Raw genomic sequence first — 18974 nt, 5'->3', positions numbered from 1 at the left:
GCATACCCCGGATTGATTAAAAAAGACTTTCCCAGGGAATATAGCCTGATCGTAGCAGTTCGTGCAGATCAAGTCTTGTTATATTCCTACTTTTTTTGTGCTATAGTAACATATATCTTAATTCATTATTTGACGAGAGAGGCGGAGAATTTCATGTCAATGCCCATTCCCATGCTGCGTGCGGCGACGCTAATCGACCCGCTGGTGCAGTCCAACTTTCATATCGAATATTCGGTTAAGCACACTTCCCCGCTGCACGGCCATGATTATTACGAAATCTTTATCATTACGGCGGGCAAATGCACCCATATAGTCAACGGTGATGCACAATATTTGGAAAAAGGGGCCATGGTATTCATCCGTCCGAACGATACACATTGCTACGACTTCTATGAAGGCGAGGATTGCCAGTTCATCAATGTGAATTTCTATCGGGAGATGGTGGAAAGCGCTTTCGATTACTTTGACAATTCTGCTTTCGCACATTCGCTCAAGAGCCCGGACTTGTCCCCCTACATTATGCTGCCAGAGACGGACTTGGAAGAACTGATCAATAAAAGCGCCAAAATCCAGCTCTACACGACAACCGACAAGCAGAAAGCGCGTATCTTGGCACGATGTTTTCTGACTGACGCGCTAATGCATTACTTCCTCGATTACCGAAACGAGAAAAAAAAGTCGATGCCCCAATGGCTCGACCTCCTGCTCACCCAGTTGCAGAAAAAGGAAAACTTCACCGCAGGGCTCGTCCGGCTCAATGAGCTTTCGGACCGCAGCAGCGGCCACTTGAACCGCGTGTTCAAGCAATATCTCCGTATAACGCCGACGGCTTACATCAACCAACTGCGTCTTGCCTACGCCAAAAATTTGCTGCTAACAACTAATCTGGCCATCATGGACATCGCCTACGAAGCCGGCTTCGACAACTTAAGCCATTTTTATCATCTATTCAAAGACACCTACGGGATCGCCCCGGGAAAAATTCGCAGCCGTTAGCCGGTCGGGAAAGCAGGTCTGCCTCGGCTAAATTCTGCCTACTGGTAGGCTAATTAGTCGTCATAGGATGATAACTTTTAGAAATCCATTCTTTTTCGGCCGTTCCAATAAGCTGTATAATGGAGTCACTCATCAAACGAGGTGAAAAATACATTTTTAAGAATCGTCTAGTCTTTCTTCAGGTTAGGCTTATCAAGTAGTATAAGCATGAAGCAGAGCTTGGAGGAACGGATGAAACAACTCAGCAGGACAGAACGGAGGGTCGCTCAGCTATGAATCTCGGCAACAAACTTACTCCATCATGTGGAAAAAGAGAGTGTCTCTCCGCCCTTTCAGGACTTTGAGACACCCTCTTTTGAACTACTGCGCCTATCATCTACAACGCAAAACTAACGAATAAATTTCATGATAAACCTCATGTGCAGATTTTCCGGACATTTTATGTGGTACGACAATTCTTGGAGTTATTCCATAGGCTCATACATAGGTTGTGTCGTTACTGAATAGTCGCCGAACGCCTTAATCTCTTCATCGCCATTAACCGCAAATACACGGAGATCATAAACCGTATCCGGCTCAAGATCCGTAAGTAAAATATGATTGGTATCGACGGAATCGATTAGCTCACCATTCATATAAACTTGATAGCTTACCTCTTCTTCCTCATATTCATCCCAGTAGAGTCCAATGAAATCGGACGAGACTTCAGCCCTCAAATCTTGTAATTCCCGATAATACGCGACACGGAAGGATGTTTCAGTTAATCCGCCCCTTCCATCATCGGCTGTAATATGAATTTCTGATGAACCATTGCCTGTTGGTGTAATGTGCAGCAGGGGTCCATCCACGGCTGCTTCTGCAACTGCCAAATCACTCGAACGGGCTGCAAATGTTAACTCATCTCCATCCGCATCATGGAATACCTCGCTTAAATTGAACTCGAAAGGAAGATCTTCGTTCACCATGATATCGGATAATAGCTCAACCACCACTGGAGCAGTATTGGCTGGCGTTGGTGTCGGTGTCGGTGTTGGCCATGATGTTGATGTTGATGTTGATGTTGATGTTGGCGTCGGCGTTGGTGCCTCCGATTTCCGTACTTGTTCCTGCTGCTGCTTTCTCTGCTCCAAATCTTTTTGTCGCTGTTCAAATTTTTGTTTTTCAGCGTCCGAGAGACTTTGCTTATACAATGCCTCCGCTCGCTTGGCCGCTTCTTCCTGTTTCTTTTTATTTTCCTGCTCGATCCGTTCCCTTTCCGCTTCTACTTTAGCGATCAGGGATTGTCTTTGCTCGGCTAGTTGACGCTCCTTATTTTGTTGCTCCAGCCGCTTTTTCTGTTCTTCTTCTAATTGCTTTTGTCTTTCCTGCTGCTGCTTCTCCTTTTCCGATAATTGAAGCGGCGGGACATGATTCAAATCGATCTTTGCATCGGATTGCTTATTGACCTGATCGATAAGTGTCTGGAGATCAATCGGGTCCATTTTTTTCTGAACAAGAGTCTGCTTTACAATATTGCCAAGCAGTTGATTCAAATTTTGTTGATATTGATCCAGATCACCTTGAGGCAAGTCGCCAGGATTAGAGCCGGAAGCTCCATTCCGCATTCTTTCCAGCAGCTCCTCATTTTCCCGATCTATTTTCTGCTTAGCCCTTAATAGGGCCTCGATAACAGCAGGTGAAGCTTGATTAACGAGATCGGACGGGTCAACTATATAAGGCTCATTCGGCGCTTGCGAATTTGGAAAAAGAGTCAGCTGCTGCGCAGGATAGACGAAAGCAGGATCCTGACTGGTTCCCTTGCCGCTTGCCTGAACAAGGCCGCTGCTCACAAAAAGCTTCGGCAGCCCCGTAACCGGATCGATGCTCACCATAAAATTCGTGCCGCGAACATTATTTACAGCCGTCGGCGTCAGAATGTTGAAGGTATCCTTGGCATTTGCCAGCGAAGACACGTTGGCCGAAGCCAGCCCGCTCCATAACATAAAGCTCGTGTGCTTTGTATGGGAGGTATCACTTACACTTAAATTTGAAATGTAGAGCTTCGAGTTTTCGCTAATCGTAATTTCATCCTCACGGTCAGCTGTTTTGATGATCGCGCTGGTATCATTTTCAGTGACAATATGATCACCTTGATGAAGCTTCATGCCATTATAGGCCTGGTAAGTCAATGAACCGCCCGCCTGATTGATCCAGACCTTTCCTCGAATCTGTTCAATTACCGCAGTACGCGACTTGCGATCTACAACAGGCAGCTTATCGACGGCTTCCGTGATTTCACGCAAAACAACCGTTCTCGTATAAGGATCCCATTGTACATCTGCTCCGAAGGCCTCGCTGAAAAACCTGATTGGAACATAGATGCGGCCATCTTTTGTATAAGGCGCTGCCTCAATTACCCGCTGCTCTTCCGCTTCCGACGCGGCATTCTGGACCGAAATCACTTCACTCCCTAGTTGCAGCTTGATGCTTACCTCGCCCTTCGCCAATTCAATGGTACGCTGGTTATCCAACAACCCAACTTTATAGCCCATCATTTCGCTTAAGGCTCTCACAGGCACCATCGTGTATCCCTTTTCGACCTCGGGCTGGGTAGCAAAGCTGATCACCGAGTCATCCAACACAACCTTCACCTGCTCATTGCGGGGCAGATTGGATGGAAGCCGATAGTATTCAAGCTCACGGATTTTATTGTTATAACTGTCCGCAATGAGCAAACCGCCACTTGGCAGCACCGCTACGTCGGTCGGATAATGGAGCAGGTTCTGACCGTTAATGCCATCTACCTGACCAAACTGCGCAGGTACACCGGCAATTGTACTCACAAGTCCATCAGAAAAATAACGAATGGTGTGGTTCAAGCTATCGGCGATCATCAGCCCATTCTCTTCCGTTACTGCGATCCCCTTCGGAAACAGAAAACGTGCCTCCGAACTTGCTCCATCCGCATAACCGCCTTCGGCATACAGGCTGCCTGCCGCATACACTGGCTTCTCCCCCGGGGACAAGCCCGCCGCGGTTGCAACCGTACCTTTTGCCAGGTCAATATATCGAATCACGTGATTACCTGTATCGCTTACATATAGATTGCCTTTATGGTCGATTGCAATGCTGGCCGGTTCATTAAACTTGGATGCCGATAATGCACCGTCCGCATAGTCTCCTGCAGGAACCACGTAGCCGGCTTCAACCTCTACCACACGATCTGATGGAGCATTAAGCGTAGTCACTTGCCCATCTGGCGTGATTTGACGGATCAAATGATTCAACGTATCCGCGACATACAGCGTTCCATCTGAAGCAACAGCCACATCCTGAGGATGATAGAATCTCGCTCTGGTACCTGTACTGTCTTCATCGCCGATGATGCCATCTCCGGCAATCGTGGTTACCGTTCCGTCTTTAGATATTTTTCTTACCCGATGATTGTCCGTATCCGCTATGTAGAGATTTCCATTTTTATCTATGTCTATACCCGAAGGACCATTAAACACGGCGTCATCCTTAGCACCGTCCTGCCAAGCTCCCTCAGGAGTTACGTTGTCTTCCTCAAGCACCAAGCCTGCATAAGTAGAAACCTCTCCATGCTTCACCTGACGAATGAGATGATTTTGGGTGTCTGCCACAAGCAAAGAACCATCCTTTAAGACAGCGATTCCCTGGGGCATACGGAACGAGGCCTCTGATGCCCCTCCATCCCAATCGTCAAAATGGCCGCTTCCTGCAAAACTCGATATCCTTGACAGAGCCTCATGGCTGTCACCCTGGGACGGTTCGCTTTGAACACCAGCAGCCCCTGCGACGGTACCTCCAATTAAGGTCATAATCATAACAGCGATTAACAAACGACTATACATGTTCCTCATATTGTTCCCCTTTCACCTCATAGGCTTAAATTCTAAGTTGCTTTTATTGTCATCTGCATGTCGGGCCACAAAAGCTGATGCTGCTATGTAGTTCTAGACGGCCTACCTCCTTTTATCGGGCACATGTGACTATTAATATACTAAAGAAAATACTGTAACTAGATTGAATGTCGCGTAGCAGTATTTCCTATTTTGGAGAGTTCAATGCAATGCGATCTGCTAGATCTGGGGGTGATTGGTGTGATTGAAAGCTACTGACGGGGAATATGCATGCCCTTTTTATTAAAATTTTAATATTTAATACAATCCGAGTCTACTAGTTTTTGTGATCCATGCTGGGTGTACAATAATAAAGGAGAGGCCGATTGAGCCTCTCCTTGTTTCTATTCGCGCATATAATTGTTAGATAGCAAGCTCTGCGTCTTCTGCAGCCTTCAGAAAAACGTCGATGGGCAAGAGTCCATCTTCATGCATCGGTTTAGGTCGCAAACTTACATACCCATCCTCTGATTCTATAGCCTCCGTATCAATGAGAGACTTTACAACTGAAAGTCCCCATAACAGGGAAGGATCCTGTATCTCATGTGATTGTACCATTTGTTTGATGTTGTACACATCCTCATATCCCATGAAGGATAGCACAACCACATATTGTACCTGATGATTATTCGATACTATAAAAACTCTGCGATAACCATGAGGCACATGACAAACGGGTAGCCAGCTTACCACAAGCGATTCTTTAGACACGTCCAATTTTCACACGGAAGGTTACCGGTCCTTGCTCAAGATATTCCCATGTGAATTGATTAGGCCGTTCAATTTGAAATTGGAAAAACAACGGTTTGGGATCATGATCATTGATCAACAACATATCTTCTCCTGGATTTAACGCATCGAAGGTTTCGAAAATGACCTTATGTTTAATTTGTGGCGGATATTCGGTCGCATTTACTGTAGATTTAAAGTTTTCCATTTGATTTCCTCCTAGAAAGTCTTATTTTTCACAATGTTCGTGATACAGTGTTGATATCACACCGAAGAAAGCATAATAAAATTGTTCTGGCGCAACTAATCTGAAATGGCCGACCTCATCACAAGAAAAGTTAAGTGCCTTTTCCAATAACCGATACGTTGAATAGGCATAGAAGCAGAAGTACTTATACTCGAATTTTGGCATTTTATCATAGATGACGGCAATTTCATCTTTATATTGATCGATATTCTTTACGGCTTCCTTCACGATCGTTTCAATATCCTCAAGGCCTGCTTCGAGCAGTAGTTCATTTTTTTCTATGCGGACATTTGCCACTTCATTATCACCCCTAACTTGTTTACTATTTATTATTCTAATGAACATATCTTTATCAATTGTGTTCCCCGTCACATTTCATAGATGAGTCATATATTTTGATGTTAATCAGTAATCCCGCGCGGCATCGAACCAGCCTTGAGCCATCTCCTCTGGAATAGGCTCGCCAATCAAGTGATCGGACTGGCTGAGCTGCCATACTGCTTCGCCAAGGTCTTCTCTTTCGGTAGTTTCGATGCCTTTGAGGGTATTGAAGCGCACGGTGAAAGCGGTGATGGCTGCCTCGGCATCGGCAAAACTGCGGGCCTGAGCCAAGGCCGCCTGGGCAACGTTGTAAGCTTCGTTAGCCAGCTTGGCCAGACGTTTAGGCCAGGACGAGAACGGGCGGCCAAATTCGGTCGTCCACCACTCCGGCTTGCGCAATTGGCTCACTGAAGCATAACCGTTCCACGGACGGGTTTTAGCACGTGTTTTCATTTGCTGCCTTAGGCGCTTGCCCGTGGTCTCTTCCACATTGTAGGCGATAAATCTATCAAGCAACGGCAACGTGTCCAAGGGCGGCAATCCCTCCAGATCCGGCATGAAGCGCAGCTCCAGATTCGTTAACCCGGTAAGACGAGCCAACAAGTCCAAGTCGCAGAAGTTCCCCCACAAACTCAGCGAGTCAAGGTTTGGGAAACGGTCTAGGCAGTTTAACGAAATGGGCTGTCCCATTGGCTCATTTTGTACAATCAGACTCGTCACCTGATGCAATTCACCCAGGTCGGGCAGCATGAAAGGAGGATCATTTTTGCGTCGGCCGGTGCGTGGCGCTAATGTCAGAGATGATGGCATATCGCCAGTGGCCGAGAAGCGGGTTAGATTGCCGGACACGTTCAGGTCAAGACGCCTCTTCGGAAGCTTCAAGCTCAGACGCCCGCCTGACGAGCCCAGCTCGATATGCAAGCCATGCAAAATGGACTGGCTGGCGTCCACCACCGTATCCTCAGTCAGGACCGGAGCCCAACTCATCCTTTCAATGGGACGTTTCTGCGCCCATTCAAAGAAGCCCGCATCACCGCCTGTATAGTGCAGAACTCGCGGCCAGGGCGGGCCTGGTTATCACTTGGCATTTCTGCATCCTTTCTTGTACCCTTATATCAGATGCTCCATTTTGGAAACCCAAATTCAATAAAGAATTTTGTTTTTCTTGATCTACTTTACTTTTGGAGGAACCTCCTAAAACAAGGCTTTTTTATGGTCATTTCTTAACATAGCAGCCCTATATAATATGTATCTTATTTTCATTATAGTGATCTCTTATCCTTAATCTATCTACCTTTTACCCTAACCCTGGAAATGTGCACGATTCACTTCTTCATGAGACCAAGCTATGATAGATTTTTGGAGTGTTCAATTGGGGACATTTGGGAGCATATTTATTTGTATTATTTGTAGGATTAGTGGCAGGGGCTGTAAGTGACGTTATAGGGACAAGCTCAATCCATACGATAATTTTCTCTTACCTCCACTACGAGCGGTTGCAGAAAACTAAACAGCCTTAACCCAATGGGAGCTAGGGCTAAGGCTGCTTAATCACTTTATTTAATTCCACTGTCTCTTATGATGTTCATATTTTAGATCATAACTATTGGGTTTGCAAAGGGTATATGACACTCGACCGATTGTAGTCATGTGCCTTCGTTAAAATTATCGTTTGGATAAAAATCTTCCCGTTAATTTAAAGTTCTGGCTTCTTCTTTTGATTCTGTTCACTGCGCTGTATGTAATGGCAAGTTACCTTTGAGTAACTTGCCCTTCTTTATGATAAGGTTTACCTCGTTATCGATGCCGGATGCTCTGCTTTTCGCGGAACGATGCTATCGGTAATTTTTTATGTCCGTGAGTGTCAGTCCGTGTGAGCGACGGCGCTGATTTCGATCAGCTGCTCAGGGAACGCTAGCGAGGTGACGCCAATAAGACTGCCGGCGGGCCGATGCTGCCCCATATATTGTTTAAACAGCTGGAGGCAGGGCTCAAAATGTTCTTTTACATTGGTCAGATAGATCTCAACATAAGCGAGGTTAGACTTCGTGGCCCCAAATCCGGCTAGTACACGATCGAGATTTTCCAGCGTCTGTCTGGTTTGCGCCTCAATATCTCCTGCCCCGACGAACTCGCTCTGCATATCATGGGAAAACTGCCCGGAAATGTAGATCGTGCCGTTAACGGAATAACCTTGGGAAATGCCGCTACCTTCTTCCCATGCAACACCGTGATTATAGGTTTTAGCCATCATTATTTTTTAACTCCTTTAGCTCAAAGTACGATTAGTATAAAATAGGGATAAATAAAAAAGTAGTACGCACTTTATAGATAGATACTATCAGAAAGGATAGTGTAAAGATGGGAATGGCGGATTACAAAGGTAAGGTTAAAAATATTCAAGATACCCCGTTCGGATATACGTTATCCGTCATTGGCGGGAAGTGGAAGATGGTAATTATTTACCTCCTGGCAGAAAACGAACCGGTTCGTTTTAACGATCTAAAGAGACAGATTGGGGCCATTACTTATAAAATACTGAGCTCACAACTCAAAGAATTGGAGGAAGACGGTATCGTCGAACGGAAAGAGTATCCGCAAATTCCTCCAAAAGTCGAATACCGTCTCACAGAGAAAGCGAAGACACTGCTGCCTATTTTGGAAGGCCTATGTGAGTGGGGAGCAAAAAACCAACACCCTTGAATCTGCTTCCTCTCTTTGGTATAACGGCTCGCCTTATTTCCGAATTTGTATCCCTAATTTTAATGTGGCACCGCAGTCTTTCTTCAAATAGCGTTACTATTGCCGGCGATTGACTATAAAAGATTGCCGTTACCTGTGAAATGGCTCACCGCCCTGTCTGTAACGGCAAGCTTAGGATCAACACGAAAAGAATTCCACTGAATTCCAGGGAAACTTTAAATATAATCAAACTCCCGGTCTCATCTCTTGACTTAAGTCAATGCACGTAAACATCCCCCTAGTTACAATGTAATCATTACTTGAACTTAGGGGGATTGTCATAAGTATGCCATGGATAGAAAGATCGGATCAGCGGTGGTCTTGGTGAATTCTCTTCTTAATTCTGCTTAGTGACTCCGGAGTCATGCCGAGATAACTAGCCAGTTGATGTTGGGGTACCCGGTCGATCAAAGAAGGGCGTTTCCTTTGCAGCGTCTTGAAGCGTTCTTCAGGCGAAGAAGCGATAAAGGCAGCGAATTCCTCTTGGACCTGACTGAAGTTCTCCTCTATCATCCTGCGGGTCATAAATTCCAGTTGAGGGTGCTTGTCATACATGTCCTGTTCCTTATCCAGATCGCCAACGACCATGACCGAATCTTCTACACACACGAAAGTGTAATCGGAAGACTTGTCAGGTTTGTGATAATTGAAAATCGCGATGGCTTGCTCCTCGGTGTAAAAATTGGACGTGACCTCTCTACCCTCTTCATCGAGCGAATACTGCCTTACGCAGCCTTTCAAGATGAAATAGCATACTGTGGGGATATCTCCTTGCTTAATGAGCACGGTTCCTTTTGTAAATTCCTCCGTACAAATTTCGTTCATTATAGCTTGCTGATCTTCCTCGTTAAGAGAAGTCCATCTCGACATGTATTTATATAAAATATTTTTCCTTGCCAGTGCCCTTCAGCTCCTTCTCTTCCGTCTCGTCTCTTATTCATATTCTAACGGTTGGAGCTTATTGTAAAGGGCCGATGCAAAGGAGTATTTAAAATTGCCGTTAGGAGGGGAACACCCATGAAAGCGATGGTTCAAAATTCGTATGGTCCACCGGAAGTTATTGTTCTGCAAGAAATCGCAGAACCGTCGCCGGGAGACAAAGAAATTCGCATACGTATCCAGGCAGCATCAGTAGGGCCGTCGGATTGCGCTTTTCGCAAGGGCGATCCGTCGATGATTAAATTGATCTATGGATGGTCCAGGCCGAAATATGCCATTGGAGGATGCGAATTAGCTGGAGTGATCGAGGCCGTTGGCAAGGAAGTACAACAATTTAAGCCAGGGGACTGCGTCTTGGGAATGAGCGTCAAAACCTTTGGTGCTTACGCCGAATACAAGTGTCTTTCCGATGAGAGCCCTCTTGCGGTTATACCGGACACTCTCACCTTTGAAGAAGCCGTCGCAGTCTGTGACGGGGGCGCCACCGCATTGACGTTTCTAAGAGATAAGGCGAAATTGCGGGAAGGACAGAAAGGGCTGATTAATGGCGCCTCAGGGGCTGTCGGTATCTATGCGGTGCAATTGGCCAAATATTATGGCGCTGAAGTAACCGGGGTATGCTCTGGCGGCAACGAGGGGCTGGTGAGAAAAGCAGGGGCAGACTTTGTTATTGATTATACCCGGGAAGATTTCACGAAGGCGGACAAAGTCTATGATGTCATTTTTGATGCTGTAGGCAAACGCTCCTTCTCGGCATGCAAGCGCGTGCTCACCGCCAAGGGAATTTATCTGACGACCGTACCCGGGCTGTCTATCCTGTTGCAGATGATGTGGACATCTATGTTAAAAGGCAAAAGGGCTGTTTTTGCCGCAGCCGGGCTTATGCAGAACAAAGCGAATTTGACGTTTCTCATGGAACTCGCCAACAATGGAACGCTGAACGCCGTGATTGATCGTCGATATCCTTTGGAGCGTCTGCCCGATGCCCACATATATGTAGAGACCGAGCGTAAAAAAGGCAACGTGATTATTCAGTTCTAAAGCCAGCCGAGACCCTTTGGCTCAAAACTTGCCATTATGACCACTCACCCCTGTTAGGTTTTCAATATTTTCAACGTATCGTCTTTAGGGCGACATCAAAAGGCACCCAAACGGGTGCCATTTACATACCGGGAAATGGCGGCAGGCAGCCCGTTGTCCACCCCGGAAAGCGTGGCTGAAGCTGGATTTCGCGGAATCGGCAGTGTTAAGCAGCTATATCGTCGACGAGCGTAAAAATTTACATGGCGGCCCAGATGGCCGTTTTCTTCCTAGGCGCAGAGCAGCTTTGATCATGGAGCGCATTTCACGCCCCAAAGCCTACTAATTCTATACTATAACCGGAGAATCACCTCTCTTAATAAGAGTTCGATCCTTATCAAGGAAAAAGCCCCGATATCCATCGGGACTTTAAGTCAATTAGTTATTATGTTCCTTCTTCGATAGGTACATTAAAATCCCAATACGTAATTGGGGGGTACTTCCAACACAATATCCCTCATGCCTTACGAACAGAGGGCGAGTAAAATACGTCACTATGCATATGCTGAACTCTGTCCCAGTTGCCGGGATTGGTCGTGTCCGGGGAGCGGCGCTCAAGAATAGCCTGATAAAGATCGGTTTTTTCCTCCAAGTGGGCAACGTGCCGTTTGGCTTCTTCGAGCTTGGCGAGCGCCGCTTCTTTATGCTCCATCATGAGTGTGTAGCGTTGTGGTATGGTCGCATCCCCTTCGAGACATAAATCGACGTACTTTTTTATAACCTCAATCGGCATCCCGGATTGCTTGAGGCATTTGACGCCATGCAGCCAGTTGATCGATTCTTCATCGAACATCCGGATATTATTCCCATTGCGCTGTACGCTTGGCACCAGGCCTTTATCCGTGTAAAAGCGCACAGCGTGCTCGGTAAGTCCCGTGATCTGGGCAGCTTCTTTGACCGTATGCATGTGAAATCCTCCTTGGAAAATAATTTTTTGAACATGGCTTGACTTCGTGTAACACGAAGGCTCTAAGCTGATTGTAGAGTAAATCGGCTCCAAGCGAAAGCCCCCACTTTGCATTGCCGATCCCTCGGGGTTGGCGGCCGTTTGCTAATATACATTTGAACAATAGGAGGAATTACCATGCAAACTGTAACATTAAACAACGGAGTGAAAATGCCGATCATCGGCTTCGGTGTCTACCAAGTTCCCGACGCTGAAGAATGCGAGAACGCCGTATATGAAGCCCTGATGGCCGGATACCGCCTGATCGACACCGCCGCCGGTTATTTGAACGAGGAAGCGGTCGGACGCGCGATCAAACGCAGCGGTGTACCGCGTGAAGAACTGTTCATTACAACCAAGATTTGGGTCCAGGATGCTGGCTACGAGAGTGCCAAACTGGCGTTTGCCAAATCCCTGAAGAAGCTGCAGCTCGACTATCTCGACCTATACCTGATTCACCAGCCGTTCGGCGATTACTACGGCACGTGGCGAGCGATGGAAGAGCTGTACCGTGAAGGCAAAATCAAGGCGATCGGGGTCAGCAACTTCCTGCCCGACCGTCTGATGGACCTTATCGTGCATAACAAAATGGTGCCTGCCGTCAACCAGATCGAAACGCACCCGTTGTACCAGCAGACGGAGACCACCGCTTTTTTGAAAGAGCAGGGGGTTCAACACCAGTCGTGGGCGCCGTTCGCTGAAGGACGGGGCAACATGTTCAGCAACGAAGTGCTGACCTCGATTGCTGAAAAACATAACAAGTCCGTCGCCCAGATCGTGTTGCGCTGGCTTGTTCAGCGTGAAGTCGTTGTCATTCCAAAATCGGTGCGCAAAGAACGAATCGTCGAAAACTTCGACATCTTCGATTTTGAGTTAAGTGCGAACGATATGGAACAAATTTCGACCCTCGATACACGGGAAAGTCTCTTCTTATCGTACCATGATCCGGAAGTCGCCAAGATGATGGGCAACTGGAGAGTCGAGCTGTAATCCACGGTCGAAACATAACTCATTACGCGTTTATCCTCATCTATTTAAGAAAGGACAGGGCGGATGCCCCTGTCCTTTATTTACCCTTATTTTGTACTCCTGTTTTTTTCAAGAATGTTCTTATGACTATTATACTTCTTCACCCAATCGGAGAGCTGTGTTTTGCCTGTGATAGGTTCCAGGATCATCAAGTCTAGTAGAACCACAAGAAAGCGCCTTATCGTGGTAGTACGTGATGCCTAGGCCGCTGTTTACTGAATAAGCCAGACACGTCTTTCGTCTTTTCAACATGTCTCTTGTTATGCCAACTCCTCTAATGCGGGGTAGGCTAAGTGTTATTGAAATAAATCAGTTTATATCTTCAAATTTCGCCTACTTATAATACGGTTCTCCGAACTATCCGTAACGGCAAGTTTTCTATGTTTTATCCCCTTGCACCTGAATATCATAGCCTTTCCACTTCTCTCCCCAACCTTGCATAGCGTAGTACACTTGGAGAAAATCCATTCCCTTGTCTGTCATGGAGTACTCGACGGTTACAGGTACGGTTGCAAACACCTGACGGTGAATGATGTGGGCCTGCTCCAAGGAGCGCAATACATCTGTTAACGATTTGGTGCTAATGTTGCCTAAGCCTCTCCTCAGTTCATTGAATCGTCGAGGAGCTGTAGCGAGCTCACCAATGACCCAGAACGTCCACTTGCTCCCCATAATTTGCATAGCCTCACCCATTGAGGCGGAGCATTCTTCTTTCTGGCTGTCTGTATACATTACATTCACCTCGCTATTACTTATAGTAAGCAGCTTCATTAAAGCAAACTAAATAAGAAAAAAGTGCCTTCTTCAACCCCATGGTTGATTCCATTATACTTCATAGTAATTTAATAGTGAGAAAATGACCTAAGTCGTTAGGGGGTAAAGTCATTATGCGTACGATTGTAATAGCCGGAGGAACCGATGGGATTGGAAGGCAATTAGCTTTACAATTTATACGTAATGGAGAACATGTCATTATTATCGGTCGTAGTCCAGAGAAAAGCGAAGCTTTGCGACTAGAGGCAGCGAAGTTAGACGGAAAACACAGATTCCGATTTCTCCAAGCAGATCTAAGCCTTGTCTCGGAAAATATTCGTATAGTCCAAGAAGTAAGCGAAAGAGTCAATCACATCGATCTATTAATTCTCTGCGCACAGTCCCAAAAATTCAGTAAAGTGTATCGGGAGACAAAAGAAGGATTTGAGCTTCATTTTGCATTGTATTATTTGAGTCGATTTATTCTAAGCTATCAATTTCGAGAACTACTTAGAAACAGCGCGAATCCTCTTATTATCAATGTTTGCGCTCCAGGCGTGAAGGGGGACATCCTATGGGGAGATTTGCAACTACAAAGCCAGAGACCATTTAATAGCATTAAAGCCATTATGCATGGCAGCAGACTCAATAATCTGCTGGGCGTAGCGTATGCTCAAAGCGCTGCAGATACGAATATCAAATATGTATTATTCAATCCCGGGGCCGTTCAAACAAAAGGAGCGACGGAAGCATTCGATCACAAGCTGATAAAAATAATAGTCAAGCTCATGTACAAAATCATCGGACTGCCTGTTCAGAAAGCCGTAGAACCCATTCTTCATTTCGTACAATCGCCGCCTGAAGGATCGCTAACTGCTTATAAACAAAACAAGAAATTAGATATTGCTCAAGTTATACTAAACAAAGATCAATCCGAGAGACTGCTTCACCTCACGCTAGAATTAATCAAGCGTAAACATGGAGACCTCATGATCGGCTACAAATGAACTAACCAATAACTTTCCGTCATTTGTTATACGGTACACACGATCGATGACCGGATGCAGTTGAATCGCTGTAATCGCACGATTCATAGTCTCAAACATTTCACGACTGCCTTCGTTAATTCCTTGGATGGTCGGCATTTTCAGCATAACCGAAAGAATATAGGCTGGAAACATCGCTGAACTACTCTCCACTTGAGCCCGATTTAAATTAACATTTACTCGCAAAAACGACGGTAGCCGTCCTAGATGATCGGCTGCCGTCGTTTTACTAACAGGGAGGATAGCATACTACAAACCCTTTAATCATCAAATCCCATTCATTTTGTTGCTTTCTTATAGCCTAGTTCCTCCGGTGGCATCAATAAATTGCCCCGTGATCCATCGCGCCTCCTCAGATGCTACAAACGCAACTATATCAGCAACGTCTTTAGTGGTGCCAACTCTTCCGAAAACAGACATTGAAGCTGCTTCAGCATGGGCTTCTGGGTTGGCGAGCCAATCCTTGTTCATATCAGTAGCCGTAATTCCCGGCCTTACTGCATTAACAGTAATCCCTTTTGATGCAAAAAGTGGAGCTAACGCCAAAGTAAGTGTCTCAATGGCTCCCTTGGAAGCCGAATAAATGGAATGCGTAGGACCAGCAACACGAGTAAAGCCAGTAGATATGTTAATGATTCGTCCACCGTTCCGTATAAACGGGCTAGCTGTTTGAGTAAGAAAGTATGGAGCTTTAAGATTAACATTAATGACATCTTCGAACGTTTCAATTGATGTTTCTTCAAAAGGAATGGCCGGTGCAATACCTGCGTTATTGATTAAGATGTCCAATTGCACAGATCCAATTTCCGGACGAACAGCATCTTCAAATGCAGCCCAAAGCTTTTTTACACCGGAAATACCAGTGGTTAACTCTGCTTCTAGGGCCACGGCATTCGAGCCCAGCGCCTTAATCTCTTCAACAACTTTTAAAGCAGCATCCCTATTACTAGCGTAGTGAACGCCTATAAATTCAGCTCCGCCTGCAGCTAATTTTTTGGCTATTTCAGCCCCCATCCCACGACTTGCCCCTGTAATCAAAGCAACCTTACCACTGAATCTTCCTTCATTTGTCGGCATATGATCTACTCCTTATAAGAGAATTTTAAATGATATTCTGGTAAACAATTCCCCAGCACGGGTTTAAAGTTATTTGGCTGGCGGTACCCCATATCTTTGCTTAGCTCATTAATATTCCTACATAAAAAGAACCCCCTTAATGATTTTTGTATAAAAAAGAATGTAAAAAAACGCTTGGTACGTTCTAGATGTCTGTGAATCGTGATCTGTAAATATCATAACGATCGTTATGTTAGAAGATATTATAGAACTTGGTTCAAATTGTCAATACCATAACGATCATTACTTTATGTTGTGTTATACATTTCTGCGCACACTGTCATTCGTTCCATGGCAGGGGTGTCAGGCGGCGTCATGTTAGGATGATGCGCCGCGCTCTGGCGAGATAGGTCAACAGCGCAGGCCGGGTATGGCGCCTGATACGTGACACCAGATCCAGACGGCCGAGTATTTTACCGATCGTGCGCTGAGGCAGGTACTAGACCGATGGATTGGCAGCATTCTGTAACGTATGTTATGATAACGTGAAGTATGAAATGAAAATTGGATAAGAACCGTATTAATATCGACCGTTATAAAAAAGTTGAGGTGATCTGACTGATGGGACGTAACCGCGAATTCGATGTGGATCAGGCATTGGACGCAGCACTTTGCGTGTTTTGGCGCAAAGGCTACGAGGGCGCGTCGTACACTGACCTGACGCAGGCCACGGGCGTCGAACGCCCCGCGCTCTACTCGGCGTTTGGGAACAAGGAGGCATTGTTCCTCCGAGTTATTGAACGCTATTACGAGCGCTATCATGATTTCTTCCTGGCGGCGCTTGAGCTGCCGACCTCGCGGGAGGTGGTCGCACACATTTTTCGCGGTTCGGCCGAATTGCAAACTCGTTACCCGGATCACAAGGGGTGTCTATATGTCCACGGTGGCTTGGCTGGCTCGGATGATGCCGAACCTATTCGACGTGCACTGATTGATGCGCGTGCGAAAGGAGAGGCTTCGCTGCGTGATCGTTTCGAGCGGGCAAAGCAGGAGGGAGATCTGCCGGAAACCGCGAACTGTGCTGTGCTAGCTGCATTCGTGATGGCCGTGCTCCACGGTATGGCCGTTCAAGCGAAGGCCGGCTTCAGTCGCAATATGCTAGAGGCTGTTGCTGAGCAGGCTCTCTCCACCTGGCCTACCAGCAATTCGTCCTCCAGAAAGTCATCCTAAACCTTAGTGCAGAGGAATACCGTTAAACAAAAAACGAAAATTTGGCTGTCATGACCCCGAAGTCTCCCCAATCAGATCGCAGTGCCCATGGGGTTCTTCATCAGGTATTGGTTATTTTTGTCCCGAACCGGATGGAGCAGCCCAAGTTTCTCATAGTAATGCAACGTACGAATCGATACTTTCGTCAGCTTCGATAACTGTCCTACAGTATACAATCTTAACTCCCGCCCTTTCACGGTTCTGCTTTCTTCCACCTCGCTCTCTGCCAGAGGTAGAGTGCTCCAACGGCAAAAATTCCGCCCAAGATCACCATTGTAAATAATATAAAAAGGTTGCCAATACCCTCATAACGCTCAGAATACGTGAACAGACGCAGATCGTTCTGCGCGACCATAAATCTCGATATCTCCAAGTAACCAAGATGAAATCCTATAGATGCCCAAAGTGAATCTGTAACACTGCGTAACAGTTGCAGTACTGTTCCGAAGGAAAGCAACAGAATGACATAGTCCGTATTGATCACAACTCCAGGTTCCATGCCAACAAGCTGCTGTAATAAATTTACCGTCACTGGGATAGACACGAACAGCAGGAGCTGTCCTATAAAAGCCAAGAAAGCAGGGAGTTTTGCCCGCAAGCCACTATAGACCAAGCCGCGCATAGTCAATTCCTCAGGTAGTGCTTCGTATAGAAGAGCAAAGCATACATTAACAAAAATGCTGAAAAATAGCTGAAACGAGAAATGCCACTCCACAATATCAATCCAGTTCAACTGACTAGCTGCAATAAAACCACAAACTACCAACAATAAAGGAAGCACCGCTGCACCCACCAAATGGAACATACCGGCTCTGGACAATGGTATCAAGCTCAGCTGAATGCGGTAGCGTCTTCGTATCCAGAATACCAAAGAAACAACAATTGATGAGACGACTACACCTCGGGTTAATTGTGAAACCCAAATTGGGCTGCCCGCTTGTTCTATCTGTTGTCCTATCAAGGTCGCTGTGAAAAGTCCAATTACCATAGACGCCCAGCCTAGAAATACGACGATTAGCCCTTTACTATAATGTACGTCCTTCTCGAATTCCCTGATGATCCATTTTTTCATTTGTGATCCCCCCCCACACTCTGACTATAAACCCTCCAGTATAGGTCAGTGTCAAGTCATGGATGAGAGAGTCTTAAATAAGTATTTATATTCGCTTTGCTGCAATTGTTGAAGGAAAACTATAATGATAAACTGGATGCACTAATGATGGTTTATTTTACCAGAAGAGTGGGATGACGATATAAAAAAATATTATCTTTCATGGAATGGGGTATATTCGCTCTTCGTTTATACCATTATATTTTGCTATTGATTGTACCAGGTTCTGGCAGGAAGTGAGTTTTCGACCCAAACGTTATTTAACGTAATCTGGCTGAGCATAGCCCTTGTCGTCCCTTTGCTGTTCTGGTTTCCTGGGCGCCGGATGAACAAAGTCTGGTTTTGCATATTGGAGTTGTTGCTTGCAATTTATTATAGTCGCCAGCTTTTTTGGACATGTTCATATGACCAAATCATGACCAAAGCGTACTTTCTATTTATGACTTTTTCAGCCTATACTCATGTCTATCAAGTAATAGAGGAGGCTGAAGCAGGACATGAAGGAAATGTCTAGGCAAAGCAATTCGCCAGTTGGCATACTGATATCCGTGGGTTCACACACATTCTACATTCGTCTGAAGAGCGTACCGCTAACTATTGTCGCGTATCCCTAACGAAACGCAAGCGTCCATCGCGGGTTATTCTCTTCACCTTGCCTGATTTGCCTTCGAGGTAAGAAAACGATCCGTCCCTTCTATCCCCTCCTTCTTCGTCCTTTTATTGCGCCTTCCCTGAATTAAGCGGCAGCTGTTGGGGGAGCTTCCTTCATCATTTCCCGAGCCATCGCCCACACAAATCCGGCTAACTC

At 46.0% G+C, this 18974-nt stretch carries 17 protein-coding genes and 1 pseudogene; 6 read left to right on the top strand and 12 right to left on the bottom strand.

What is annotated here, in order from left to right; translation table 11 throughout:
- Nucleotides 1-153: 153 nt before the first annotated feature.
- The gene (locus G358_RS0113265) at nucleotides 154-996 is read left to right on the top strand and encodes a helix-turn-helix domain-containing protein (RefSeq protein WP_019637720.1); all 843 of its coding nucleotides are present in this window, start codon (nucleotides 154-156) and stop codon (nucleotides 994-996) included.
- A gap of 464 nt (nucleotides 997-1460) precedes the next feature.
- On the opposite strand, the gene G358_RS31720 is transcribed toward G358_RS0113265, so the two are convergent.
- The 5 genes and pseudogenes from G358_RS31720 to G358_RS0113235 form a co-directional block, all read right to left on the bottom strand.
- A complete protein-coding gene (locus tag G358_RS31720) occupies nucleotides 1461-4859 on the bottom strand; it encodes a stalk domain-containing protein (RefSeq protein WP_019637719.1) in 3399 nt (1132 codons plus the stop codon).
- Nucleotides 4860-5601: 742 nt separating this feature from the next.
- Nucleotides 5602-5835, bottom strand: a complete 234-nt coding sequence (locus G358_RS0113250; protein WP_019637717.1) for a DUF2249 domain-containing protein — start codon at nucleotides 5833-5835, stop codon at nucleotides 5602-5604.
- Nucleotides 5836-5856: 21 nt separating this feature from the next.
- Nucleotides 5857-6171: a hypothetical protein gene (locus G358_RS30125; protein ID WP_019637716.1), complete on the bottom strand. Its 315-nt coding sequence runs from the start codon at nucleotides 6169-6171 to the stop codon at nucleotides 5857-5859.
- Between the two features lie 108 nt (nucleotides 6172-6279).
- Nucleotides 6280-7266, bottom strand: a pseudogene (locus G358_RS30120) (hypothetical protein); the annotation flags it as partial.
- A gap of 793 nt (nucleotides 7267-8059) precedes the next feature.
- Nucleotides 8060-8449: a RidA family protein gene (locus tag G358_RS0113235; protein ID WP_019637714.1), complete on the bottom strand. Its 390-nt coding sequence runs from the start codon at nucleotides 8447-8449 to the stop codon at nucleotides 8060-8062.
- A gap of 107 nt (nucleotides 8450-8556) precedes the next feature.
- Between G358_RS0113235 and G358_RS0113230 the strand changes: the two genes are divergently transcribed.
- A complete protein-coding gene (locus G358_RS0113230) occupies nucleotides 8557-8898 on the top strand; it encodes a winged helix-turn-helix transcriptional regulator (protein WP_019637713.1) in 342 nt (113 codons plus the stop codon).
- Nucleotides 8899-9246: 348 nt separating this feature from the next.
- Here G358_RS0113230 and G358_RS0113225 read toward each other — a convergent pair whose 3' ends face one another.
- A complete protein-coding gene (locus G358_RS0113225) occupies nucleotides 9247-9807 on the bottom strand; it encodes a Crp/Fnr family transcriptional regulator (protein ID WP_033404043.1) in 561 nt (186 codons plus the stop codon).
- A gap of 147 nt (nucleotides 9808-9954) precedes the next feature.
- On the opposite strand from G358_RS0113225, the gene G358_RS0113220 reads away from it, so the two are divergent.
- Nucleotides 9955-10917 carry an NAD(P)-dependent alcohol dehydrogenase gene (locus G358_RS0113220; RefSeq protein WP_019637711.1) on the top strand — a complete coding sequence of 321 codons (963 nt, stop codon included), beginning with the start codon at nucleotides 9955-9957 and terminating at the stop codon, nucleotides 10915-10917.
- Nucleotides 10918-11413: 496 nt separating this feature from the next.
- Here G358_RS0113220 and G358_RS0113215 read toward each other — a convergent pair whose 3' ends face one another.
- On the bottom strand, nucleotides 11414-11863 hold the full coding sequence (locus tag G358_RS0113215) for a MerR family transcriptional regulator (RefSeq protein ID WP_019637710.1): 450 nt from the start codon (nucleotides 11861-11863) through the stop codon (nucleotides 11414-11416).
- A gap of 177 nt (nucleotides 11864-12040) precedes the next feature.
- On the opposite strand from G358_RS0113215, the gene G358_RS0113210 reads away from it, so the two are divergent.
- Nucleotides 12041-12892, top strand: coding sequence for an aldo/keto reductase (locus G358_RS0113210; protein ID WP_019637709.1), 852 nt, complete (start codon nucleotides 12041-12043; stop codon nucleotides 12890-12892).
- A gap of 417 nt (nucleotides 12893-13309) precedes the next feature.
- On the opposite strand, the gene G358_RS0113205 is transcribed toward G358_RS0113210, so the two are convergent.
- On the bottom strand, nucleotides 13310-13663 hold the full coding sequence (locus G358_RS0113205; RefSeq protein ID WP_026342240.1) for a winged helix-turn-helix transcriptional regulator: 354 nt from the start codon (nucleotides 13661-13663) through the stop codon (nucleotides 13310-13312).
- Nucleotides 13664-13818: 155 nt separating this feature from the next.
- Between G358_RS0113205 and G358_RS0113200 the strand changes: the two genes are divergently transcribed.
- Nucleotides 13819-14691 (top strand): SDR family NAD(P)-dependent oxidoreductase, encoded by an 873-nt coding sequence (locus G358_RS0113200; RefSeq protein WP_019637707.1) that lies wholly within the window; start codon nucleotides 13819-13821, stop codon nucleotides 14689-14691.
- Here G358_RS0113200 and G358_RS0113195 read toward each other — a convergent pair.
- Nucleotides 14647-14865: a hypothetical protein gene (locus G358_RS0113195; RefSeq protein ID WP_019637706.1), complete on the bottom strand. Its 219-nt coding sequence runs from the start codon at nucleotides 14863-14865 to the stop codon at nucleotides 14647-14649. The genes G358_RS0113200 and G358_RS0113195 overlap by 45 nt on opposite strands.
- A 159-nt stretch (nucleotides 14866-15024) precedes the next feature.
- Entirely contained in the window at nucleotides 15025-15807 is a 783-nt protein-coding gene (locus G358_RS0113190) for an SDR family NAD(P)-dependent oxidoreductase (RefSeq protein WP_019637705.1), read from the bottom strand.
- 600 nt (nucleotides 15808-16407) lie between these two features.
- On the opposite strand from G358_RS0113190, the gene G358_RS0113185 reads away from it, so the two are divergent.
- Nucleotides 16408-17016 (top strand): TetR/AcrR family transcriptional regulator, encoded by a 609-nt coding sequence (locus G358_RS0113185; protein WP_019637704.1) that lies wholly within the window; start codon nucleotides 16408-16410, stop codon nucleotides 17014-17016.
- 71 nt (nucleotides 17017-17087) lie between these two features.
- On the opposite strand, the gene G358_RS33980 is transcribed toward G358_RS0113185, so the two are convergent.
- Together G358_RS33980 and G358_RS0113175 are read right to left on the bottom strand one after the other, a co-directional pair.
- Complete coding sequence (locus G358_RS33980) at nucleotides 17088-17270, bottom strand: MerR family DNA-binding transcriptional regulator (protein ID WP_240480022.1); 183 nt, start codon at nucleotides 17268-17270, stop codon at nucleotides 17088-17090.
- The gene (locus G358_RS0113175) at nucleotides 17249-18127 is read right to left on the bottom strand and encodes a CPBP family glutamic-type intramembrane protease (protein WP_019637702.1); all 879 of its coding nucleotides are present in this window, start codon (nucleotides 18125-18127) and stop codon (nucleotides 17249-17251) included. The genes G358_RS33980 and G358_RS0113175 overlap by 22 nt, the downstream gene beginning before the upstream one ends.
- Nucleotides 18128-18974: the final 847 nt, after the last annotated feature.

Origin of the sequence: Paenibacillus fonticola DSM 21315 (genome assembly GCF_000381905.1) — a bacterium.
GTDB classification, from domain to species: Bacteria; Bacillota; Bacilli; order Paenibacillales; family Paenibacillaceae; genus Fontibacillus; species Fontibacillus fonticola.
The sequence above is the reverse complement of the archived record's forward strand: the minus strand, read 5'-3'. Positions and strand labels throughout refer to the sequence as shown.